The 22,007-nt window shown below is 43.7% G+C and carries 19 protein-coding genes and 3 tRNA genes; 14 read left to right on the top strand and 8 right to left on the bottom strand.

What is annotated here, in order from left to right; translation table 11 throughout:
- Window positions 1-22: 22 nt before the first annotated feature.
- Window positions 23-598: a transcriptional regulator BetI gene (gene betI, locus KL866_RS05225; RefSeq protein ID WP_285801303.1), complete on the top strand. Its 576-nt coding sequence runs from the start codon at window positions 23-25 to the stop codon at window positions 596-598.
- Window positions 599-806: 208 nt separating this feature from the next.
- Here betI and KL866_RS05220 read toward each other — a convergent pair whose 3' ends face one another.
- Complete coding sequence (locus KL866_RS05220) at window positions 807-2,879, bottom strand: M13 family metallopeptidase (protein WP_214993863.1); 2,073 nt, start codon at window positions 2,877-2,879, stop codon at window positions 807-809.
- On the bottom strand, window positions 2,869-4,134 hold the full coding sequence (locus KL866_RS05215; protein ID WP_214993832.1) for a GNAT family N-acetyltransferase: 1,266 nt from the start codon (window positions 4,132-4,134) through the stop codon (window positions 2,869-2,871). Before KL866_RS05215 ends, KL866_RS05220 begins: the two co-directional genes overlap by 11 nt.
- Window positions 4,135-4,253: 119 nt before the next feature.
- On the opposite strand from KL866_RS05215, the gene KL866_RS05210 reads away from it, so the two are divergent.
- The 9 genes from KL866_RS05210 (at window position 4,254) to KL866_RS05170 (ending at window position 12,455) form a co-directional block, all read left to right on the top strand.
- Window positions 4,254-4,709, top strand: coding sequence for a regulatory protein RecX (locus KL866_RS05210; RefSeq protein WP_025254404.1), 456 nt, complete (start codon window positions 4,254-4,256; stop codon window positions 4,707-4,709).
- Window positions 4,710-5,004: 295 nt separating this feature from the next.
- Window positions 5,005-7,602 (top strand): alanine--tRNA ligase, encoded by a 2,598-nt coding sequence (gene alaS, locus KL866_RS05205; protein WP_214993830.1) that lies wholly within the window; start codon window positions 5,005-5,007, stop codon window positions 7,600-7,602.
- A gap of 134 nt (window positions 7,603-7,736) precedes the next feature.
- Window positions 7,737-7,928 (top strand): carbon storage regulator CsrA, encoded by a 192-nt coding sequence (gene csrA / locus KL866_RS05200; protein ID WP_012517705.1) that lies wholly within the window; start codon window positions 7,737-7,739, stop codon window positions 7,926-7,928.
- Window positions 7,929-8,576: 648 nt separating this feature from the next.
- A tRNA-Ser gene (locus KL866_RS05195) sits at window positions 8,577-8,667 on the top strand.
- Window positions 8,668-8,708: 41 nt separating this feature from the next.
- Window positions 8,709-8,785 (top strand) — tRNA-Arg (locus tag KL866_RS05190).
- Window positions 8,786-8,838: 53 nt separating this feature from the next.
- Window positions 8,839-8,915 (top strand) — tRNA-Arg (locus KL866_RS05185).
- Between the two features lie 285 nt (window positions 8,916-9,200).
- The gene (locus tag KL866_RS05180; protein WP_214993828.1) at window positions 9,201-9,488 is read left to right on the top strand and encodes an OadG family protein; all 288 of its coding nucleotides are present in this window, start codon (window positions 9,201-9,203) and stop codon (window positions 9,486-9,488) included.
- A gap of 18 nt (window positions 9,489-9,506) precedes the next feature.
- On the top strand, window positions 9,507-11,321 hold the full coding sequence (gene oadA / locus KL866_RS05175) for a sodium-extruding oxaloacetate decarboxylase subunit alpha (RefSeq protein ID WP_214993826.1): 1,815 nt from the start codon (window positions 9,507-9,509) through the stop codon (window positions 11,319-11,321).
- Window positions 11,322-11,324: 3 nt separating this feature from the next.
- Entirely contained in the window at window positions 11,325-12,455 is a 1,131-nt protein-coding gene (locus KL866_RS05170; protein ID WP_214993825.1) for a sodium ion-translocating decarboxylase subunit beta, read from the top strand.
- A gap of 205 nt (window positions 12,456-12,660) precedes the next feature.
- On the opposite strand, the gene KL866_RS05165 is transcribed toward KL866_RS05170, so the two are convergent.
- From KL866_RS05165 to pspF, 6 genes are read right to left on the bottom strand one after another with little or no spacing between them, the layout of a single operon-like run.
- Window positions 12,661-13,464: an ATP-binding cassette domain-containing protein gene (locus KL866_RS05165; protein ID WP_025254409.1), complete on the bottom strand. Its 804-nt coding sequence runs from the start codon at window positions 13,462-13,464 to the stop codon at window positions 12,661-12,663.
- The gene (locus tag KL866_RS05160) at window positions 13,464-14,459 is read right to left on the bottom strand and encodes an oligopeptide/dipeptide ABC transporter ATP-binding protein (RefSeq protein WP_025254410.1); all 996 of its coding nucleotides are present in this window, start codon (window positions 14,457-14,459) and stop codon (window positions 13,464-13,466) included. Before KL866_RS05160 ends, KL866_RS05165 begins: the two co-directional genes overlap by 1 nt.
- A 1-nt stretch (window position 14,460) precedes the next feature.
- Complete coding sequence (locus KL866_RS05155; protein WP_025254411.1) at window positions 14,461-15,354, bottom strand: ABC transporter permease subunit; 894 nt, start codon at window positions 15,352-15,354, stop codon at window positions 14,461-14,463.
- On the bottom strand, window positions 15,341-16,372 hold the full coding sequence (locus tag KL866_RS05150; protein WP_025254412.1) for an ABC transporter permease: 1,032 nt from the start codon (window positions 16,370-16,372) through the stop codon (window positions 15,341-15,343). The genes KL866_RS05155 and KL866_RS05150 overlap by 14 nt, the downstream gene beginning before the upstream one ends.
- On the bottom strand, window positions 16,369-18,063 hold the full coding sequence (locus KL866_RS05145) for an ABC transporter substrate-binding protein (protein ID WP_025254413.1): 1,695 nt from the start codon (window positions 18,061-18,063) through the stop codon (window positions 16,369-16,371). Before KL866_RS05145 ends, KL866_RS05150 begins: the two co-directional genes overlap by 4 nt.
- 3 nt (window positions 18,064-18,066) lie before the next feature.
- Window positions 18,067-19,188 (bottom strand): phage shock protein operon transcriptional activator, encoded by a 1,122-nt coding sequence (gene pspF, locus KL866_RS05140; RefSeq protein WP_025254414.1) that lies wholly within the window; start codon window positions 19,186-19,188, stop codon window positions 18,067-18,069.
- Window positions 19,189-19,410: 222 nt separating this feature from the next.
- Between pspF and pspA the strand changes: the two genes are divergently transcribed.
- The 4 genes from pspA (at window position 19,411) to phhA (ending at window position 21,857) form a co-directional block, all read left to right on the top strand.
- Window positions 19,411-20,094, top strand: a complete 684-nt coding sequence (gene pspA / locus KL866_RS05135) for a phage shock protein PspA (RefSeq protein WP_025254415.1) — start codon at window positions 19,411-19,413, stop codon at window positions 20,092-20,094.
- A 75-nt stretch (window positions 20,095-20,169) separates the two neighbouring features.
- A complete protein-coding gene (pspB, locus tag KL866_RS05130) occupies window positions 20,170-20,409 on the top strand; it encodes an envelope stress response membrane protein PspB (RefSeq protein ID WP_025254416.1) in 240 nt (79 codons plus the stop codon).
- On the top strand, window positions 20,406-20,852 hold the full coding sequence (gene pspC / locus KL866_RS05125) for an envelope stress response membrane protein PspC (protein ID WP_025254417.1): 447 nt from the start codon (window positions 20,406-20,408) through the stop codon (window positions 20,850-20,852). The genes pspB and pspC overlap by 4 nt, the downstream gene beginning before the upstream one ends.
- Window positions 20,853-21,056: 204 nt before the next feature.
- Window positions 21,057-21,857, top strand: coding sequence for a phenylalanine 4-monooxygenase (phhA, locus tag KL866_RS05120; protein WP_214993823.1), 801 nt, complete (start codon window positions 21,057-21,059; stop codon window positions 21,855-21,857).
- Window positions 21,858-22,007: the final 150 nt, after the last annotated feature.

The following is a 22,007-nucleotide window of genomic DNA, read 5'->3' as shown; positions in this document are numbered from 1 at the left end:
ATTTAAGGTTTGGAGTTGTAGCATGCCCAAGGTGGGAATGGAGCCAGTTCGTAAGAAACAATTAATTGAAGCAACGCTGGAAGTGATGGCTGAAGTGGGCTATCACGGCACAACAATTAGCTTAATTAGTAAAAGAGCAGGGCTTTCTTCAGGGATAATCAGTCACTATTTCGGTGACAAGCAAGGGTTAATTGAAGCAACTATGCGCCACCTACTCGATGCGCTAAAAATTACACAGCGTATTGACAATCCGTTAGAGCGGATTGATTTCATTATCGAAAATAATTTTTCGCAAACCCAAGGGGCTAGTTCAGCAACCAATACGTGGTTTAATTTCTGGGCGCTGTCACTTCATAACAAGGGCCTGCATCGCTTGCAATGCATTAACCATAAACGCTTAGAGCGCAATTTGGCGTTTAGTTACCGCAAGCTACTTCATCCCGAGCAGGTTAAACATGCCGCGGCGTCAACCGCAGCACTAATTGATGGCTATTGGCTGCGCTATTCTATGGGAAGTGTCGGTAATGGTGATTTTTCAGAAGCGGTAGTGCGCTGTAAGCAATACGTTAGGGATTTAATTGCTCAATACGGAAAATAAGCACAGTATAGGCAGCCGGTAAATTCAACAAACTTTACTGGGAAGCGAATTAAAGATTTAAAAAAGGCGGTACGAAAAAAATCGTACCGCCTTTTTATATATCGGCTATTTATTAATGAGCTGCATAATTGGAACAGTTAGCGCTACATCTGATTCACTATCCGGCGCTGCTAGCACATGAGGCTTACCAAATAGCTCACCAGTTAAACTACCAAATTCTCACGCGCTCTTCTGGCGCAAGATAAAGTGCATCACCTGGCTTTACGTCAAACGCTTCATACCATGCGTCGTGGTTTCTTGGCGCTTGAGCGCGGTAACGGCCCGGTGCATGTGTACCTGCGCGCAGCTGGTTAAGCATGCTTTCTTCAGTGCGTTTTTCCTTCCACACCTGTGCCCACGCTAGGAAGAAGCGTTGATCGCCTGTTAGGCCGTCAATAACCGGCGCTTCTTTGCCGTTAAGGCTGAGTTTATAAGCGTGGTAAGCCATAGATAGCCCGCCTACATCACCAATGTTCTCACCAAGGCTGTTACGACCGTTAACAAAGTTACCTTCAATAGGCTCGTATTGGTTGTACTGTTCGGCAAGCATATCTGCTTTTTCTTCGAACGCTGCACGGTCAGCATCTGTCCACCAGTTTCGCTGAATGCCGTTAGCGTCAGACTTTGAGCCTTGGTCGTCAAAGCCATGACCCATTTCGTGGCCGATTACTGCACCAATTGCTCCGTAGTTAACCGCAGCGTCAGCATTGGGGTCAAAAAATGGCGGTTGTAAAATAGCGGCTGGAAATACAATTTCATTGAACGAGCTATTGTAATAAGCATTTACGCGTTGAGGTGTCATTCCCCAGCGATTGCGATCTGTCTTTTCCAGCTCGCGCTCTACCGATTGGTCTTGAAAGAATGTACGTAAGTTACGAATATTACCCACTAGGTCTTTGTCACTAATGGTTACACCGTCGAACGACTGCCATTCGTCTGGGTAGCCAATTTTAGGGTTAAACGCCATTAGCTTTTCTTTAGCATTTACTTTGGTTTCTTCACTCATCCAGTCTAGGTTTTCAATACGCTCACCTAGTGCTGTACGCAAGTTCTCAACCAGTTCTGCCATTTGCTCTTTTGAGCTTTCTGGGAAGTATTCGTTAACGTAAATCTTACCGATAGCAAAACCTAGTGACTCAGTGCCAGACATTTGGCTTACTGCGCGTTTCCAACGAGGGCGAGGCTCTTGCTGGCCGCTAAGTGTACGACCAAAGAAGTCAAAATTAGCTAGGTAGATATCTTCAGAAAGAAAGCCCGCATTGTTTGAAATAGTGTGATATTTCAAATACGACTTCCAATCGGCTATATCAGTCTCGTTAATAATTTTGATAACGTCTTTGACTGGCTCTGGTTGAGTAATATTCAGCTCAGGCACTTTATAGCCGGTTTGTGCAAAATATGTGTCCCAATCAAAACCCGGATACGCGTCAGTCAGTTTGCTGCGCTCAACTTGATTTAGGGTTAGGTCGCGGTCACGGCGCTTTTCGCGGGGCCATTGAATGTCTGCAATTTGTGTTTCAAGGGCAAGAATATTTGCTGCTTTTTCTGCTGCGTTTTCTTCGCCTGCAAAATTAAGCATTTGCTCGATGTGTGCTACATATGCTTCACGAATTTTAACAAAACGTTCGCTATCGCTTAGATAGTAATCGCGATCAGGAAGACCTAAACCACCTACACCAACACTCAGCTGATATTCATTCGGGTCAAGGCGGTTGTACCACATACCTCCACCAATTGGCGTGGTTGAACCCACCAACCAGCTGTTACCAAATGCTTTAGTTAAGTCAGTTCTATTTTCGATACTATCAATAGACGCAAGTGCATCTTCAATTGGCTCAATACCCTTTTCATTGATGGTATCGGTGTCCATGTAGGCAACGAAAAAGTCGTGAACAAGTTGTTCTTCTTCATTTAGAGAGGTTTTCTCCATAAGCCCATCAATAATGTTTTTAACCTGCTCTTCACTTCGCTCAGCAAGGCCTGTAAACGCGCCATAGCGAGTTTTGTCAGCGGGTAGCTCATAGTTGTCGTACCATGTTCCGCTGGCGTACATAAAGAAGTCATCACCAGGTTTAACTGCCTCGTTGCGTGCGCTCAAGTCTACGCCGAAAGAACCTAGCTCCGCTTCACCCTTCGCCTCAACAGTGCTTTCCTGAGTTTGTTCTTTTGCTTGCTCAGGCTGACCGCAGCCTGCAAGGCCTAAAGATGCCGCAATCGCTACGGCTAAAAGTTTATGTTTCATCATTTTTCTCGTTGTGATTATAAGTGTCGTCGTTAGGTGCAGTGACACTCGTTGTTTTAAGAGTAGGCACAAATCCCTTGTTAAACGGTAAAGCATTCCGTGCTTGATTAAAATAGCTTGCGATATGCGGCGTTTCACGCTGTAAAAAGTCTGCTACAGCACTGTGAAACGATGCATGTCTTAATTTGTGGTGTGAACGGCAATAAATGGGCTCGAAACCTCGAAGTATTTTATGTTCACCTTGGGTACCGGGGTTGAATAGCTGTAGCTTTTTCGAGATGGCAAACTCAATGCCTTCAAAATAACAGCAGGCAAAGTGTAACCCGTCTATTTCTTTAAGTGCTCCCCAGTATCTGCCATACAGCCCCGTTTCATCATAGAAAAATAGGGCACTGGCTACCGCAATCTCATTTTCTACTGCAGTAACGATAAGCATGTTGTCGCTCATGGTCTCGACAAGTTGCTCAAAGAACGCATCATTTAAATATCCCACGTGACCGCTGCGTTTTAAATAGGTCGCTTTGTAACACTTCGTGAAAAACTGCAGGGTTTCAGGGCTAATTTCACTTCCCGTATGGTGGGTAAAACGAACGCCCTGCTCACTGAGTTTGCGGCGGCTTTTCTTGATGTCTTTTCTTTTACGGGATGTTAGCGCGTTCAGAAAATCTTCAAAGTCATCATAACCATAGTTATGCCACTGAAACTGAACGGCGTATCGGGTCAAATAGTGTGACTGAGTTTTGCTGCTATTGGTGAGTTGATTTGATGTGTTTTCGTCGGGAAATAGCCAATGAAAAGAAGATAGCGCTTCGCTAAATTCAGACTCTACATACTCCGATAGGGTATGCTCGATTTCGCTTACGAGTGACGGAGTAAGGACAGTGCGACCATCAGATAGTAGCCTCGGCCCTGAAACTGGGGTAAAGGGAATGGCCGAAATCCACTTGGGGTAGTAATCTAGGCCATGCTGAGCATATGCGTTCGCCCATGCGTGATCAAAAACGTATTCCCCATAGCTATGAGTTTTCAGAAAGCCAGGAATAAAGATGCTGACTGTTTCTTGCGGAACACAGGTTATAGCAATATGACATGGTTGCCATCCCGATTCATTTTCACACGAACCGCTGCTTTCAAGTGCATGCAAAAACTCATAGGAAATAAATGGGCCTGCATTTTTTGCAAGTTGTTGCCAACGCTCTTTCGAAAGCTGTTCGATAGAATCTATTATTGTTATGCGATAGTCAGATGCTGTCATGCAATATACATCGTGTAGAGATTAACTGCGTAAAATGTTTAGATAGTCGCAATATACGAGTATCTAACGCTAAAATAGCGTGGTTTCTACGTTTAATACAGAAGAGTAAGTTTACAAAAATGTCAGAGTTCGACCGAAAAATCATTACCGACGCGATTACTCGCATGCTGGCACGACGAGAGCATAGCTTTAATGAAATTATGCGAAAGTTACAGCAAAAGGGTATAGCAAGTGATGCTTTTATGCCTATTCTCGAGGAGTTCAAAGACGCCGATATTCAAAGCGATGCGCGATTTGGCGAAAGCCGAGCACGAGCACTGTATTTAAAAGGGAAGGGACCCAGAGCGATAAAATTAGACTTACAGCAATATGGTGTGGACGAAAGTGTCGCAGAACAGGCGCTGAAAGAGATTGACGCCGATTGGTTTGAAAGTGCAAAAAAGGTTAAAGAAAAAAAATTTGGTGAATTTTATGAAACTGAATTTGCGTTAAGACAAAAGCAGAAGCAATTTCTTCAATACCGCGGCTTTTATCAAGAACACATAGATTATGCTGTAAGTGCTAGTAGCAACTAACCTTTATTTTTATAGTTAGTCACATTAGGTATGACCCGTTCATGTAATCACCTAAATCAATATCCATCATTTTTAATAAATTAACGCAAAATTTGGCTCTATCTCTTACCCTTGCCACTTAACAAAATTGCGCTTTCCATGGTATTGTTGCGCAAATTTATGTGCATTTTTATTATCCAGAGAATTGTAATTGGGTATGGCACATTGAGTAATGGCTAAATGCCCCGATTATAAGTCTTATTAGAACAGGCAAATCGCACGTTTCAAAAATAGAATAAAGGAAGTTAGGTTTTCAATGACATTATCAACTGCTGACTTACGCAACAAGTTTCTCGATTATTATAAAAGCCATGGCCACCAAGCGGTGGCGAGCTCGTCACTGGTTCCAGCAGATGATCCCACACTTCTTTTTACTAATGCGGGCATGAACCAGTTTAAAGATTGCTTCTTAGGTGCGGAAAAGCGTAGCTACACGCGCGCGGTATCGTCTCAACGCTGTGTTCGCGCAGGCGGTAAACATAATGACCTTGAAAACGTAGGTTACACCGCTCGTCACCACACCTTTTTTGAAATGTTAGGTAACTTCAGTTTTGGTGACTATTTCAAAAAAGAAGCGATAGAGTTTGCGTGGAGTTTTCTTACCAAAGAAATTGGTTTGCCAAAAGACAAACTGTTAGTCACCGTTTATTCTGAAGATGACGAAGCTTTTGATATTTGGGAAAACCACATTGGTGTGCCAAAAGAAAAAATTATCCGCATAAGCACATCGGATAACTTCTGGTCTATGGGCGATACCGGTCCATGTGGTCCTTGCTCTGAAATTTTCTACGATCACGGAGGGCACATTTGGGGTGGCCCTCCAGGAACACCTGAAGAAGACGGTGACCGCTTTATCGAAATTTGGAACTTGGTATTCATGCAGTTTAACAAACAAGCTGACGGTACCATGGAGCCCCTACCTAAACCTTCAATCGATACGGGAATGGGCCTTGAGCGTATTTCCGCCATTTTGCAGAACGTACACAGCAACTATGAAATTGACCTGTTCCAAAACTTGATCAAGTCAGCTGCATCAATTGTTGGTACCGACGACCTTGAAAACAAATCCTTGCGCGTTATAGCCGATCACATTCGTTCGTGCAGCTTCTTAATTTGCGATGGCGTTATGCCTTCAAATGAAGGGCGCGGGTATGTTTTACGCCGTATTATTCGTCGCGCGGTTCGCCACGGCTATCAGCTTGGCGCAAACGATATCTTCTTCTACAAACTGGTTGCATCTCTTGCCAAAGAAATGGGTGAGGCGTATCCCGAGCTTGTAGACCAACTTCCAGTTATTGAAAAAGTGCTGCGTGTTGAAGAAGAGCAGTTCAGCAAAACATTGGCTCGCGGTATGGCTATTTTGAACGATACGCTAGAAACCTTAGAAGGCGATACAGTGCCGGGTGACGTGGTATTTAAGCTTTACGACACATACGGTTTCCCAACCGACTTAACAAACGATGTGGCTCGTGAGCATGACCTTAAGATTGACGAAGAAGGTTTTGAAGCTGCTATGCAAGCACAGCGCGCCCGTGCTCAGCAGGCAAGTAACTTTGGCGCAGACTACAACAGCAAGCTCGCCATTGACCACACAACCTCATTTACTGGTTACACTGATGTAGAAGGTCAGGCTAACGTAGTAGAGCTTATTGCTGAAAATGCATTTGTTGAAAAGCTTGAAGACGGTCAAGAAGGCGTTGTGGTATTAGACAGCACGCCGTTCTACGCTGAAAGCGGTGGCCAAGCTGGTGACAAAGGCGTGCTGCGCGTAGCCAGTGGTGAATTCATTGTGACAGACACCCAAAAAATGGGTAATGCGTTTGCGCACAAAGGTATTGCTAAAGGTTCGGTATCTAAAGGTGATACGGCAACTGCTGCTATCGACTTAGCGAACCGCGAGGCCATTAAAAAGAATCATAGCGCGACGCACTTACTTCACGCAGCACTGCGCGAAATTCTAGGTGAGCATGTAACTCAGAAAGGTTCATTGGTTGAAGCGCCTCGCATGCGTTTTGACTTCTCGCATTTCGAAGCGGTAACTGCTGAGCAGATTACTGAAATTGAAAGACGAGTTAACCAAGAAATACGCGCAAACCATACGTTAGCAACTGAACTTATGGACTTAGATGAAGCCAAAGCGTCAGGGGCAATGGCTCTGTTTGGTGAAAAGTATGACGAAAAAGTTCGCGTGGTAACCATGGGCCCATTCTCTGTTGAACTATGTGGTGGTACTCACGTCACGCGCACCGGTGACATTGGCTTGTTTAAAATTACCAGTGAAGCGGGCATTGCTTCTGGTGTTCGACGCATTGAAGCTGTTACTGGAGAGCAGGCCCTTGAAGTTGTGCAAGCACAACAAGCTACCTTGTCATCATTGTCTGCTTTGCTGAAAACTGACAGCCAAAATGTGCTTGATCGTGTAGTTTCTCTACAAAACCAGACTAAAGAACTAGAAAAATCGCTCAATTCTGCGAAACAAAAACTGGCGAGTCAGCAAGGTGCTGATATGCTTAGTAATGCAGTAGAGATAAATGGCGTTAAAGTTCTCATTGCGAATTTGGAAGGTGTTGAAGCGAAGTCATTGCGTTCAATGATGGACGACATTAAGAACCGAATTGGTGAAGGGATCGTAGTATTAGGTGTGGCTAATAACGCGAAAGTGAATCTTATTGCTGGCGTTACTAAAAACCTCACGAGTAAAGTTAAAGCAGGCGAACTTGTTAACTTTGTCGCATCACAAGTTGGTGGCAAAGGCGGCGGTCGTCCTGACATGGCACAGGCAGGCGGTGATCAGCCTGAAAACTTAGGCCAAGCACTAGATTCTGTTAACGCTTGGTTACAAGATAAGCTATAATTATTTGTGTTTATAACAGTGAGTTTTTGAAGTGACGCAGAAACATGGAATCACTGTCGCTTCCATCGGGTCGTGCCGATGGGTTGGCAAATCTTAATGGATGATGTTCAGTATTAAGGAACAGGAGCAAGCGAATGCTTATTTTGACTCGTCGAGTTGGTGAAACGCTTATGGTTGGTGACGATGTAACCGTTACCGTACTAGGTGTAAAAGGGAATCAGGTACGTATCGGTGTGAATGCACCAAAAGAAGTTTCTGTGCACCGTGAAGAAATATATATGCGTATTCAAGCAGAAAAAGGCGGTCAGCCGGGCTCTGCAGAATAATAGCATGTACGCTTCATAGGAAAGGGTCAGCGTTAGCTGGCCTTTTTTGTTTTTAAGTCCAGTGTTTTAATGCTCTTAATTCCTCGCTCCCCTTGATATGTTTTAGCTACCTTAGATAAAAAAATGGTTCTTTTTAGGATTCTTTATAGCAGAGCTTGCATCTATATAAGGTAGCAACAGATTTTTAAGTAATGGGGAAGCCAGTTTTATCCAAACAGTTAAAACGTGAGTAAGTTTATTCCGTTGGCTTTGCATTAGCCGTTTTTTGCTCTATACCTTCTATATAAGATGTTGAAGTTCGAGCGCCGTTTACTTTTTTATCGTTTATGCATTGTTAATTTATGCAAGCAAACTAAAACGAAGCAGCAGAACAGGCGTTAGACAAACAAATTTAAAGCTTTTATGACATTTTTTTTTGAAAAGTTAACCGAATTACTAAAGTGAATTGGTTAAAAATGCTAAGTGACCGCGTAAATTCAAACGTGAATTAACTAATGGCGGTAAACGGAATTCGTTTTAATTGTTTGTATTGCGAACAAATTACTGGTTTTTTGCTCGAATCGTTTAAAATGGCAGCGAGTGAACAATTTCTTTATAAAAAAGGTTTGACTCAGGCCAATGAATCCGTAAAATGCACCCCGCAGTCAAGGAGAGGTGGGTGAGTGGCTGAAACCAGTTCCCTGCTAAGGAACCATACGCATTACGCGTATCGAGGGTTCGAATCCCTCCCTCTCCGCCATTATCATTCGTTGGTAGTGACGGTCGACAACAAGTTTTTGCGCGTGTGTAGCTCAGCTGGATAGAGTACCTGGCTACGAACCAGGCGGTCGGAGGTTCGAATCCTTCCACACGCGCCACTTATTTTAAAGCGTCACCTTTCGAAGTGAAATTCGAAAGTATACAAGTTAACGCGTGTGTAGCTCAGCTGGATAGAGTACCTGGCTACGAACCAGGCGGTCGGAGGTTCGAATCCTTCCACACGCGCCATATTGAAGAGCCCACCTTTTTAGGTGGGCTTTTTCATTTCTGCTGTTTTTATTTCTTTTTATTTACTTTCATATTCGTATAAGCTTGTTCAACGAGCACTTTTCATACAGTGAACTTAATGCCGTGACAGTAATATACTTTTGTTGCAAATTTATTAAAAAATAATGCATTAAGTTTCATATAAATGGGTTTTATTCAATTTTAAGCGGTTTTTTATGCTGTTTTGTTGTTTTTTGAAAAACCACGTGATACTTATTCAGATATAAAATAACAACAGGATTGAATATGAATTCGGAATCCGTCGCTAGTTTGCTCGTAGAAGCAGGCTCTCTCATGCTCATAGGAATGGTATTTGTTTTCTCGTTCTTAGGGCTTCTTATTGTGGGTATTCATTTAATAGCTCGCTTTTGTGAAGCTTTTCCAGGTGAATCACCAGAGCCGTCAGCTAATGTAAACCGACATTCAGCTAATGTGAACCGAAATAATCAAGCGGTACAACCGGGAATAGACGGAAACGTTATCGCTGCTATTTCTGCCGCAATTCATACCCATCGCCAAAATTCTAAAAAATAAGTCTTATCAGGAGTTACCATGTCTAAGCCTCTGGCCCTTACCGAGCTGGTTCTGCGTGATGCCCACCAATCGCTTCTTGCTACGCGCATGCGTATTGAGGATATGCTTCCCATTGCAGAAAAATTAGATAAAGCAGGCTTCTGGTCTGTTGAATCTTGGGGTGGTGCTACCTTTGACGCCTGTATTCGTTATTTGGGTGAAGATCCTTGGGAGCGCATTCGAAAGTTAAAGGCAGCCATGCCTAATACGAAACAGCAAATGTTGTTGCGTGGTCAAAATCTATTGGGTTACCGCCACTATGCTGATGATGTCGTTACTCGCTTTGTAGAGCGAGCTCACGAAAGCGGCGTAGATGTATTTAGAATTTTTGATGCCATGAATGACATCAGAAATTTGAAAACCGCAGTTAAAGCAACCATAGACAGCGGCGCTCACGCTCAAGGGACAATTTCTTATACAGTAAGCCCTGTGCACAATCTTGAGCTGTGGCTTGATATGGCCAAGCAGCTAGAAGACTTGGGGGTTCACTCTATTTGCGTAAAAGACATGGCAGGGCTGTTAAAACCTTATGAATGCGAAGCATTAATTAAGGGATTAAAAGAAACGGTTGATGTGCCTATTGCTATGCAGTGCCACGCAACAACGGGGTTAAGTACGGCGACGTATCAAAAAGCCATTGATGCTGGTATTGATATGCTGGACACGGCTATTTCCTCAATGAGCATGACTTACGGTCATAGCGCAACTGAGACCATGGTCTCTATCGTAGAAGGGACCGAACGCGATACGGGCATTGCATTACCTGAACTAGAAGAAATTGCTAATTATTTCAGAGAAGTAAGAAAGAAATACAGCAAGTTTGAAGGTAGCCTTAAAGGTGTCGACGCGCGTATTTTATTAGCTCAAGTGCCAGGTGGAATGCTAACCAACATGGAAAGTCAGCTAAAAGAGCAGGGCGCTGAAGATAAATTTGAAGAAGTATTAAAAGAAATTCCACGAGTACGTGAAGACCTTGGGTTTATTCCTCTTGTTACACCCACCTCTCAAATTGTCGGTACGCAGTCGGTACTTAACGTGCTAACGGGCGAGCGTTATAAAAGCATTACTAAAGAAACCGCAGGCGTTCTTAAAGGCGAATATGGCGCTACCGCAGCACCAGTAAACAAGAAATTGCAAGAGCGAGTGCTAGATGGCGCAGAGCCTGTAACATGTCGACCTGCTGATAATATTGCGCCAGAGCTCGATGCGCTGAGCAAAGAGCTAGACGAACTGGCTGAGAGAAAGCAATTGTCACTGTCAGTTGACAGAATTGATGACGTGCTAACTTATGCCTTATTTCCTCAGATTGGCCTTAAGTTTATCGAAAACCGCGGCAACCCTGATGCGTTCGAACCTGCACCAAGTGATCAAGACAGCAAAGATGCAAGTGCGCCACAGCCAATTAGCGCTGCGCCGAGCTCACAAGGCACAGCCAAGGCTAAAACTTACGACGTAAACGTAGATGGGAAAGTGTATCACGTAGAGGTGGCCCCTTCAGGTTCTCTTACAAACGTAACTCCTGCTAATACGTCTCAACCCCAGCCGCAGACTGCTAGCACTGCGTCACCTGCTGCGGCGTCGTCTCAGTCTATTGATGCGCCACTTGCGGGTAACGTGTTTAAAGTATTAGTACGAACTGGCGATAGTGTGTCTGAAGGCGATGTGGTTGTAATCCTTGAAGCTATGAAAATGGAGACGGAGATCCGCTCGGCATTTAGCGGCACGATCACCGACATTGCTGTAGGTGAAGGCGATGCCGTAACAAGTGGCCAACCGTTAATCTTACTGGGGTAATTCATGGATAAGTTAATGGTACTTTGGGATAGTACCGCGCTTGCGCATTTTGAGGCCGGCCAGCTGATAATGATGGCAGTAGGCTTCGGCTTACTGTATTTAGCCATTGTTAAGAAATTTGAGCCGTTACTGTTATTGCCCATTGGTTTTGGTGCACTGCTTACTAATATCCCTATTGCTGGTTTTTCAGAGGCGGGTGGTTTACTCCATTACATTTACAAAATCGGCATTGATACGGGCGTGTTCCCTTTGCTCATTTTTATGGGCGTGGGGGCGATGACAGACTTCAGCGCACTTATTGCTAACCCAAGAATGTTATTACTCGGTGCGGCTGCACAATTTGGTATTTTTGCGACCCTATTTGGCGCCATTGCGTTAAACCTTATCCCTGGCTTTGAATTCACTTTAAAGGATGCAAGCGCAATTGCCATTATAGGTGGCGCGGATGGGCCTACTGCTATCTTCTTGGCATCTCGGCTTGCGCCTGATTTGCTTGGTGCCATAGCAGTAGCCGCTTATTCCTATATGGCTTTAGTACCTATAATCCAGCCGCCAATTATGAAAGCGCTGACCACAAAAGAAGAGCGTGAGATAAAAATGGGTCAACTACGGCCTGTATCAAAGCGAGAAAAAATTATTTTTCCACTCGCTGTACTATTTATGACTATCTTGTTTTTACCTGCCGCAACGCCACTTGTTGGCATGTTCTGCTTTGGTAACTTAATGAAAGAATGTGGTGTCGTAGACAGGCTGAGCAAGACTGCACAAAACGAACTTATCAATACGGTTACTATTTTCCTTGGTCTAGCAGTAGGCTCTAAACTGTCAGCAGAGGCATTCCTTACGGTTGAAACCTTGGGTATTTTGGGCCTAGGCGCAATTGCCTTTGGTATAGGTACCGCTGCAGGCGTGTTAATGGCTAAGTTAATGAGTAAGCTATCGGGTGGTAGCATAAATCCGTTGATTGGTGCTGCGGGCGTGTCTGCTGTGCCTATGGCGGCTAGAGTAGTGAACAAGGTTGGTCTGGAAGCAAACCCCCATAACTTCTTACTGATGCATGCTATGGGGCCTAATGTGGCAGGTGTACTAGGTAGTGCTGTTGCCGCAGGTATTCTTTTAGCACTCGTTGGTTAAAACCCCCAACCATTTTATTGATCTTCAAGGGGCATCTTAGGTGCCCCTTTTTCATTGTGTCTTTTATAGGGTATTTACTGATTAAGTTATTTGCCGTTTAACAAGGGAAATGTTTCTGAGGCGAAGTATAAGAGGTATAAGCAACATTTTATGGTAAAGAGGTTTGCGCAGTTACTAATGGGTTAGTAAATTAGCGACTAGCGCTCTAACGAATGGTATTTTGCGGTACGAGCGACTGGTATGCTGTAATCAGCTTCTTAGTACGGTTGTGCTGTGGCCACCTGAAGATAGTCTCGGTTTTACCTTCTTCTACAATTTCCCCTCCCTCCATCACAATAACTCTGTCTGCAATATGGCGCACAATACCTAAATTGTGGCTTATAAAGATAAACGCTAAGCCCAATTCTTGTTGAAGTTTTAGAATGAGATTTACCGTTTGCGATCGAATTGTGGGATCCAGCGCTGCAAATGGCTCGTCTGCCACCAATACTTTTGGGTTTAATATTAAGGCTCGGGCTAACGCCACGCGCTGTTGCTGACCATCAGAAAGCATGTGTCGGTAAAAATGATAGTGTTCGCGAAGTAATCCTACTTTAACGAGCATATCTGCAATAATAGGCTTACGCTCAGCGTCACTAAGGCCGGTGTTTAAACTCAAGGGTTCATCTAAAATTTTGCCTACCGGAACTGACGGATTCATCGACTCTGCGCTGTGCTGCAAAATCATTCGAATATCATGAGTACGTTTGCGCTGGCTGTCTTTGGACTGATATTTTGCTAGGTATTTATGGGTATTTATTTCTATTTCACCGGCATCGGCAGGTAATGCGCCTACCAATAGTTTAGCAAGCAGTGATTTACCTGAACGGTTTTCCCCAATTATGGCGATGGTTTCTCCCCGTTTAACGTTTAAGTTAACCGGTCCGAGTTGAAACACTTCGGGTCGCATCAACCATCGCTTTTTTTCGTTATGAATAAACGTGAGATCTTTTACCTGTAATATATCCATTACAGTTTCTCCATATGTAGCGGGTAATGGCAACTGTAATTATGGTCGTGGATTTTACGTACAGCGGGCGTCTGCACACAGGCACGCTGAGCCCGCGGGCAGCGCGGACCTAATCGGCAACCAATAGGTAAATGTTGAAGCGTTGGTATAGAGCCACTTAACGTAGGCAATGCAGACTTAGGTGGTAAATCTTTTCTGAAACTTGGCGCACTATCTAATAACGCTTTGGTGTAAGGGTGAAGAGGGCGCTTTTTAATATGCTTCATCTTTCCCGATTCCACAGTTTGCCCAGCGTAAAGCACTGTCATTGAGTGAGACATACTCGCGATTGCAAGCAAATCATGGCTGACAAATAAAATTGATAGCGAGCGAGTTTGATTAAGACGCGTAAAAAGCTTTAGTATTTGTGTCTTGGTGGTTGGTTCCATCCCTCGGGTTGGGTCATCAGCAATAAGTAGTGTAGGCTGAGATACTAAAGCCATTGCTATCATGAACTTTTGCCCGATGTCTGCGGGGATTTGGTGCGGAAACGCACTTAAATAATGTTTGTGATGCTTTATTCCCACTTTATGTACTGTACTTATCGCTATTTTTTTTCTGTGTTGAGCTCGTTGCCAGAACCAGCTACCTTCAACGAATTCGTCAGGGATACTTTCTTCAAGCTGCTCACCAAGTGTGGCAGATGGGTCCAGTGCTGCTTGAGGATTTTGAAAAACCACCGCAATTTCACGACGCATCACCTCGCGGCGCTGCTGCACAGACATTCCCAATAGGTTTTCACCCTTCCAACTCATCCTGTCAGCGGTTAGGTTCCACTGATTAGGTAGCGCCCCACAAATTGCAGCAACAATAAGACTTTTACCTGAGCCCGACTCACCTACAAGCGCCCGAATTTCTCCAGCACTCACCGATAAATTTACTTTGTCTAAGGCCTTTATCGTGTTGTCACCGTTCTGCATTTCTATGGTGAGATTTTTTATGTCAAGCATCGGCATATTAGTAACTCACCCTTTTTCTAAGTGAAGAGCGCAAGCCGTCACCCACAATGTTGATAGACAGCACAATAAAAAATATCGCCATGCCGGGAACTGCTACATTCCAAGGTGCTAGGTAAGTCACGTCTAATCCGTCGGCGAGAATAACGCCCAATTCAGGCAACGGCGATTGCGCGCCTAAATTTAAGAAGCCAAGGGCTGAGATATCGATAACCGCGATTGAAAGGGCCAGTGTCCCTTGAACAACTAGCATTTCCGTCATATTAGGTAAAATTGAGTGAATAAAAAGCTGCCATTTACTTGCGCCATCTAATTTAGAGGCAACGATATAGTCTTTTTTCATTTCTGCGCGCACGAAGCTTCGCGTGTGATGCACAAACTGAGGAATAAGCGCAAGGGTGATGGCCCACATGCTGTTAACTAAGCCAGTGCCAAGTATTGCAACAATAATAATGGCAATTAAAAGGGTAGGTATAGCCATGAGTGCATCGAGTAAGTGGTTTACAATACTTGAGCGAACGCCTTTCAGCATTCCGGCTAGCGTACCTAAACTCACGCCAACCAACATAGCGAGCACAACGGTTATAAACGCTGAACCTAGCGTAGTTCGGCAGCCATAGACAATACGGGTAAATAAATCTCGACCTAGAGCATCTGTGCCGAACAGGTGAGAAATTGAGCCATTAGCTAACCAGCTAGGCGGAATCAACAAACCGTCAATGTTTTGTTCTACTGCGTCGTAAGGTGTGATAATTGGAGCAAATAGGGCGCACACCACAAATAACGCTAGCATGATCAAGCCCAACATAGAAATGTGGCTGTCCTTGAACGAAGCCCAGGTCCGTTGCCACGGTGATGGATGAAACTCTTCTTCGTACAAACTAAACTGTGGCACGCTCGTATTTCTCTCTACTCGGGTCTATCAAACGGTTAAATAAATCAACCAAAATCGTAAGGGTAATTACAACCGTGGATACTGCCATCATACCAATACGTAGAGCTGGATAATCTCGTTGGTAAATAGCCTGAATAAGCCAGTTTCCGATACCTGGCCAGGAAAACAAGGTTTCAACTATCATAGCATTCGTTATAAGCGTAGTAATTTGAATTGCCATTAGCGGTAAAATTGGAAGCAGTGCATTACGCAAAATATGGCGGAAGAATATTTGCCAGCTGGAGAGTCCACGAGACACAGCAGCGGCAATATAAGGGCGATGTTTTACATCAATAACCGAACGTCTCGTTATACGTATCATTGCGGCCGTGGTAATTGCACCAATAGCAACGGTGGGTAGGGCTAAGTGCGACAACGCGTCTTTAAATGCCAAGGATTTGTTTTCAATATCTGAAAGTAAAACGTCAAATAGAATAAACCCAGTTACCGGTTCAATGTCATAAATTAAGCTAATTCGGCCTGACAGGGGGGCTAAATCCAACTCCAAGCTAAATATCAGAATAAGTAAAAGAGCGAACCAGAAAACGGGAAATGAATAGGTAGTAATACTGGCACTGTTTATTAAGTGGTCTGACGTTGAATAGGAACGAATGCCCGCGTAATAGCCCAATGGAATTCCAATAAATAAAGCCATCAGCATTGCATATGTTGCTAGCTCTATTGTGGCTGGCATGGCAATTCCTACTTCTTCCCGTAGCGGAAGGCCAGAGGTGAAACTGTATCCCCAATCACCGGTTAACAAGTTACCCAGGTAGTAGATATACTGAAAAATATAAGACTGCTCCAACTTGAACTGTCTCTCCAGTGCTGCACGCTGAATCTCATTTTGTGGCACGAGCCCGGTCAAATTTTCCAGCGTATCGCCTGGGAAAAGGTATGCGAGTGAAAATGAAATAATCGTCAACACTAATAGCGTTAAAACAAATAAGGTGCAGTATCTAACGAGAATTTGAATCACAGTGTTTTCTCTACCCCGCCAAAACGCACACCGCCAAAGGGATTAATAGTCATGCCTTCTAATTCGTTCCTATATGCTTGGTAGCGGTAAGCATGTGCGATGGGTACTAAAGGAAGACGTTCGTATAGCAAGCGATTCACTTGCTTATAAATAGCTCTACGTTCTTCAATATCATCGGTTTGAATGGCTTTGTTAAGTAGATTGTCGTAATCATCATTGCACCACATCGCTCGATTTGTCCCTGAAGGAATAGCGCCACAACTCAATAACGGACGATAGAAGTTATCAGGGTCACCATTATCGGCAGACCATCCTATTAATACGGAGTCATGCAGGCCTTCCTGTAGATGACGCCTAAATGTAGCCCAATCGTAACTGACAATGGTGGCTTCTACACCTACATCGCGAAGGTAGCGCTGTATAAGCTCTGCCATCTTAGTCGCGTTAGGATTGTAAGCGCGTTCAACTGGCATTGCCCATATTGTCATTGAAAACCCAGGTGCAACACCCGCATTAGCTAACAACTTACGGGCTAATACAGGGTTGTAGGCGGTGTCATCTGCATCATTTTGAAATGCCCAACTTGCTGCAGGCAATAAAGTTTTAGCCCGCGTGGCACTGTCAAAATACACGGCCTCTAACAAGGTGTTTTTATCAATAGCGGCGGCAAGCGCACGTCTTACATCGGGGTTGTCAAACGGCGGGCGCTGCGTATTAAAGGCCCAGAAACCAATGTTTAGACCGGGTTTCTCGGCTAGTATCAAGTCATCTTTAGTGCGAATAACTTCAAGTTCAGTTTGTGCTGGAAACGCCGTTGCGTCGCATTCACCTGTCATTAACTTGGCTAGCCGTAGTGAACTTCGTGGTGTTATATCGAAAATAAGCTGCTCAACCAAGAGGGGGGCGTGTTCTTGACGCTGCTTTGTTGACACTTGTGCTGCACTGCTATCAACTTCGTCATCTTTAAGTATTTGTGTGCGCCAATAGTGGTTGTGGCGCAAATACTTAATGAAATGATCTTTACGATAGCTATCGAATTTGAATGGTCCTGTGCCTATAGGAAACTCATCGATTTTACTAGGCGTACCGGCCTGGACAAGCTGATTTGCATATTCTTCTGATAAAACAACAGCAAAGTCTGTTGCTAAATTTGCCAAAAATGAACTGTCTCGACGTTTGAGCGTAATCTCAACGCGATACCCATTTATCCGCTCCACTGACGCTATATTTTGGGCAAGGCCGATACTTTCAAAATATGGGTATCGTCCGCCCGAGACATAGTGATAAGGGTGTGAACGTAAGCGCCACCTATCGATGCTAAAAATTACGTCGTCTGCATTAAAATTCCTTGAAGGTTCAAAGTAGCGTGTCGTGTGAAACCATACGTCTTTTCTTAGTTGAAAAGTGTAGGTAAGTCCGTCATCGCTAACTAGCCAGCTACTTGCCAAGCTAGGCACAATACGACCTGAGCCTGGGTCAAAATCAAGTAATCTATCGTACAGTTGGTGAGACGACGCATCTGAAGTAGTACTTGACGTATCAAGTTGCGGATTAAACGTCACCGGATTGCTTTCAGAGCAGTAAATAATACCGGTATTGTAAAACGCTTGTTTATTCTGCTTGGCACAGGATGAAACAAGAAGCGCTGTACATAAACATAATGACAAACGCTTTACCAAACCATGGGACATGCTTTACGCCTCGACGCTTTCAGCGGAAGAATCTAGTAAATTGTATTTTTTGAGATAGCCTCGTAGCTGATGGTAAGTCAGGCTCAATTTCTCAGCAGTTTTCTTCTGATTAAACTGACTGTCAGCAAGTGCCTGTTTTATCATATCTATCTCATGTTGTTGAGAGCGTTCTTTCAAATCTATGGGATATTCTACAATTTCTTGCTTTTGGGCGGGGGCTAGTGGCGTAACATCTGCACTTTCAATGCGCTCGTTTATTTCAGGAGCATCTGATTGCACATTAATGCTGGGCGAATCTGATGCACTCACTCTGTCATTTGTTTTTACTCTGCCTTTAGGGCGAAAAGCGGACTCAAAGGGATCTAAAACTATCTCGTGTACTGGAAGGTGAGGGTTATTCGTTCTGTATACCGCACGTTCGACCACATTCTTAAGTTCACGGATATTACCAGGCCAATCATAATCAAGCAGAGTACGCTTTGCTTTCTCAGTGAAGCCGCTAAACAGTTCCATTTCCATTTCACGGGCCATATTAATGGCGAAGTTTTCAGCTAACATCATGATATCTTCTCGACGCTCGCGAAGTGGAGGGATGGTAATAACGTCAAAAGCAAGACGGTCGAGAAGGTCTGCGCGAAATTCACCGGCATCGGCAAGGGCTGGCAAATCTTCGTTTGTAGCTGCGATAAGGCGTACATCAGTTTTTACCGACTTGCTGCCACCTACACGTTCAAATTCTCCATATTCTACAACGCGTAGCAGCTTTTCTTGAATTAGACCTGATGTATTTGCAAGTTCATCTAGAAACAGAGTGCCGTTATTTGCCACCTCAAAGCGACCCTCGCGACGTTTTGAGGCGCCGGTAAAGGCACCCGCTTCGTAGCCGAAAAGCTCACTTTCTAATAAACTCTCATTTAAAGCTGCACAGTTTAGCTTTATGTAGTTTTGATCCCAGCGCTTCGACAAGAAATGGAGGCGAGCAGCAATCAGCTCTTTACCAGTGCCTCGTTCGCCAATGACGAGAACGGGTTTGTCTAGTGGTGCAATTTGTGAAATTTGCTCTAAAACTTCTAGAAAACTATTTGCTTGGCCAAGTAAATTGTCTTGCTGTCGATACCTACTCATTAAATCCCTCAAAAATTAGTCATTTCGACCAATTAATAGTGTAGAACAAAAAATATTGATAAACGAGCATTATTTGAACGTGTGAAAAATGTATAGAAAATAATAGGTTAGCATCTGCACAAAGTTGGCAAGTATATTGAATACTACTTATACCAAGAGTAACCTATTTATCAAGTGTGGTGTTTTTTTAACACTTACCATTTTTAGCAAGAGGTAATTATTATGGGTATCTTCTCGCGTTTTACAGATATTGTGAATTCGAATATTAATGCGATTTTAGACAAGGCCGAAGATCCTGAAAAAATGGTTAGATTAATCATTCAGGAAATGGAAGACACATTGGTTGAGGTTCGCTCAGCATCAGCGAAGACTTTGGCCAACAAAAAGGAAATTGTTAATCAAATTGCAAAGTATGAAAGCGATGCAAGTGATTGGGAAGCAAAAGCAGAACTTGCTTTGAGCAAAGATAGAGAAGACTTAGCCCGTGCTGCGCTACAGGAAAAGAAAAAGTCTGCAGAAGCTGCAGAAGCGTTAAGTAAAGAATTGGCTATCGTCGATGAACAAATCAGTAAACTTCAAAACGAAATAGGTCAACTTCAGGAAAAGCTTGCTGATGCTAAGAGTCGTCAAAAAGCGATAATTATGCGCCAGAAGACAGCTAGCTCTCGTCTTGAAGTGAAAAAGACGCTAGATAGCACTAAAGTAGATAATGCGATGGGACGTTTTGAGCAGTACGAGCGTAAAATCGATGACCTTGAATCTCAAGTCGAAGCTTATGATTTAGGTAAAAAGACGCTGCAAGATGAGTTTGCCGAATTAGAAGCTAGTGACAAAGTGGAAGATGAACTGGCAGCGCTTAAAGCGAAAGTAAAAGGTGCAAATAACAGCACCGAAAAATCAGAATAATAAGAATTGAGTTTACCCTCCTGATGCAAAGTCAGAAGGAGGGTTGTTACATCAGAGTTTGTAGGAGAGATTGAGATGGATGAAGGTACAATTGCAGTGTTGGTTATGCCCCTTGTGGTGTTTTCAATATTCGTTGCTCCCATTTGGCTAATTTTACACTATCGAAGCAAAAAGCAGGTTAACCAGGGATTGAGTGTTGAAGAGCACGCGTCTTTGCAAGATCTTGCCGAGAAAGCTGAAAAAATGAGCGAGCGTATTGAGACGTTAGAAGCCATTTTAGATAGTGAGGCACCTGAGTGGAGGAATAGAGCATGAGAAATGGTAAGCAGCTCTATCGCGACCCTGAAAATGCTCGAATTGCGGGTGTCTGCTCAGGTATAGCCGAGTACTTCGGTTTGGAAACTTGGTTAGTTAGGATTCTAGTTGTGACGGGGTTCTTTTTACTTGCAGGTCCTTTCATCTTAGTCGCTTACATTGCAGCCTGGTTTATTCTTGATAAGAAACCTACAGGGTTAAAAAATACGCCAACGCCGCCAACTTACTCGAAAGGAAAAGGTTGGACTAATTCAAATAGTGGACAGGTTAAAAGCGCTAAAGTGGAAGTGAAAACTAAAGTTTGGCAGGCTGGAGAGCCACCTAAGCAGGCGTTTCACGACATACGCAATCGATTCGAAAAAGCGGAAACGCGCTTACGTAAAATGGAAACCTACGTAACGTCTCGAGAATATCAACTCAATAAAGAAATTAGTCGCCTATAGTTGGCCTATAACTTTGCAAGTGTAACAAACCAAAACCGCTCGTATCGAGCGGTTTTTTATTATGTAAATCAGCGCGTTCAAGTTGCCCTGTAAAATTCTTGTTACAGCCAAATTGAATGCCTCGTAGGGGGCACCACTTTTCGGCGTCGTGAATTTCATTAGACTGATAGGCAAGTTATCTAATACCTATCGGTTAAAGAAGTTATGCCAAAATCAACGCAATACCAGTCGAGACAATCTGACGAAAATGGCGTCATCCATTGGTCGGATGAAGAGAACCAAATTTGGTCAGAACTCTATGCTCGACAAATACCGCTGGTAACGGAACGAGCATGCCAAGAATACTTGGATGGGCTCGACTTGTTGAAATTGAATGAAAAAGAAATTCCTCAGTTACCAGACATTAACAAGGTACTGTTGGAAAAAACGGGGTGGCAAACAGCAGAAGTACCGGCATTGATAAACTTCGGCGAATTTTTTAGGTTGTTGGCTAATAAGCAATTCCCTGTGGCTACTTTCATTCGCACGAGAAAAGAATTTGATTATCTGCAAGAGCCCGATATTTTCCACGAAGTGTTTGGTCACTGCCCGCTGCTAACAAACCCCGCATTTGCCCACTTTACCCACACTTACGGAAAATTAGGTTTAGCGGCAAATAAAGAAGACAGAGTTTACTTAGCACGTCTTTACTGGTTCACGGTTGAGTTTGGATTGGTAAGAGCTAAAGACGAACTAAAAATATATGGCGGCGGCATTTTATCTTCGCCAGGCGAAACAGTATATGCGCTTGATAGTGACAAGCCTCTGCGCAACCCACTTACAGCTGTTGATGCGCTACGTACACCCTACCGCATCGATATCATGCAGCCTCTTTATTATATTCTTCCGAAATTCGACCATTTATTCGAGTTAGCCGAAATGGACATCATGGCACTGGTAGAAGAAGCCAAGTCTTTGGGGCTGTTTTCTCCGCTTTTCCCTCCTAGAGAAAAAAAAGCCAGCTAAAGGCATTGTTAACTAAATGTGTTTTATATAGGATGCCGTTCATTAGAGCGGCGTTCTTGTTATTTCGCGTTGAAACCTAGTTTATAAAACTTTTCTTACCGCTAATGTGCAATTCACCAAAAATTTAAACTCCTGTAACATTTATATTGT

The organism is Alteromonas sp. ALT199 (genome assembly GCF_018619335.1).
Lineage (GTDB): Bacteria > Pseudomonadota > Gammaproteobacteria > Enterobacterales > Alteromonadaceae > Alteromonas.
The sequence above is the reverse complement of the archived record's forward strand: the minus strand, read 5'-3'. Positions and strand labels throughout refer to the sequence as shown.

Bases quoted from the DNA above. Each gene is read 5' to 3' on its own strand.
- betI (WP_285801303.1), top strand. From the start codon at position 23: ATGCCCAAGGTGGGAATGGAGCCAGTTCGTAAGAAACAATTAATTGAA.
- KL866_RS05220 (WP_214993863.1), bottom strand. From the start codon at position 2,879: ATGAAACATAAACTTTTAGCCGTAGCGATTGCGGCATCTTTAGGCCTT.
- KL866_RS05215 (WP_214993832.1), bottom strand. From the start codon at position 4,134: ATGACAGCATCTGACTATCGCATAACAATAATAGATTCTATCGAACAG.
- KL866_RS05210 (WP_025254404.1), top strand. From the start codon at position 4,254: ATGTCAGAGTTCGACCGAAAAATCATTACCGACGCGATTACTCGCATG.
- alaS (WP_214993830.1), top strand. From the start codon at position 5,005: ATGACATTATCAACTGCTGACTTACGCAACAAGTTTCTCGATTATTAT.
- csrA (WP_012517705.1), top strand. From the start codon at position 7,737: ATGCTTATTTTGACTCGTCGAGTTGGTGAAACGCTTATGGTTGGTGAC.
- KL866_RS05180 (WP_214993828.1), top strand. From the start codon at position 9,201: ATGAATTCGGAATCCGTCGCTAGTTTGCTCGTAGAAGCAGGCTCTCTC.
- oadA (WP_214993826.1), top strand. From the start codon at position 9,507: ATGTCTAAGCCTCTGGCCCTTACCGAGCTGGTTCTGCGTGATGCCCAC.
- KL866_RS05170 (WP_214993825.1), top strand. From the start codon at position 11,325: ATGGATAAGTTAATGGTACTTTGGGATAGTACCGCGCTTGCGCATTTT.
- KL866_RS05165 (WP_025254409.1), bottom strand. From the start codon at position 13,464: ATGGATATATTACAGGTAAAAGATCTCACGTTTATTCATAACGAAAAA.
- KL866_RS05160 (WP_025254410.1), bottom strand. From the start codon at position 14,459: ATGCCGATGCTTGACATAAAAAATCTCACCATAGAAATGCAGAACGGT.
- KL866_RS05145 (WP_025254413.1), bottom strand. From the start codon at position 18,063: ATGTCCCATGGTTTGGTAAAGCGTTTGTCATTATGTTTATGTACAGCG.
- pspF (WP_025254414.1), bottom strand. From the start codon at position 19,188: ATGAGTAGGTATCGACAGCAAGACAATTTACTTGGCCAAGCAAATAGT.
- pspA (WP_025254415.1), top strand. From the start codon at position 19,411: ATGGGTATCTTCTCGCGTTTTACAGATATTGTGAATTCGAATATTAAT.
- pspB (WP_025254416.1), top strand. From the start codon at position 20,170: ATGGATGAAGGTACAATTGCAGTGTTGGTTATGCCCCTTGTGGTGTTT.
- pspC (WP_025254417.1), top strand. From the start codon at position 20,406: ATGAGAAATGGTAAGCAGCTCTATCGCGACCCTGAAAATGCTCGAATT.
- phhA (WP_214993823.1), top strand. From the start codon at position 21,057: ATGCCAAAATCAACGCAATACCAGTCGAGACAATCTGACGAAAATGGC.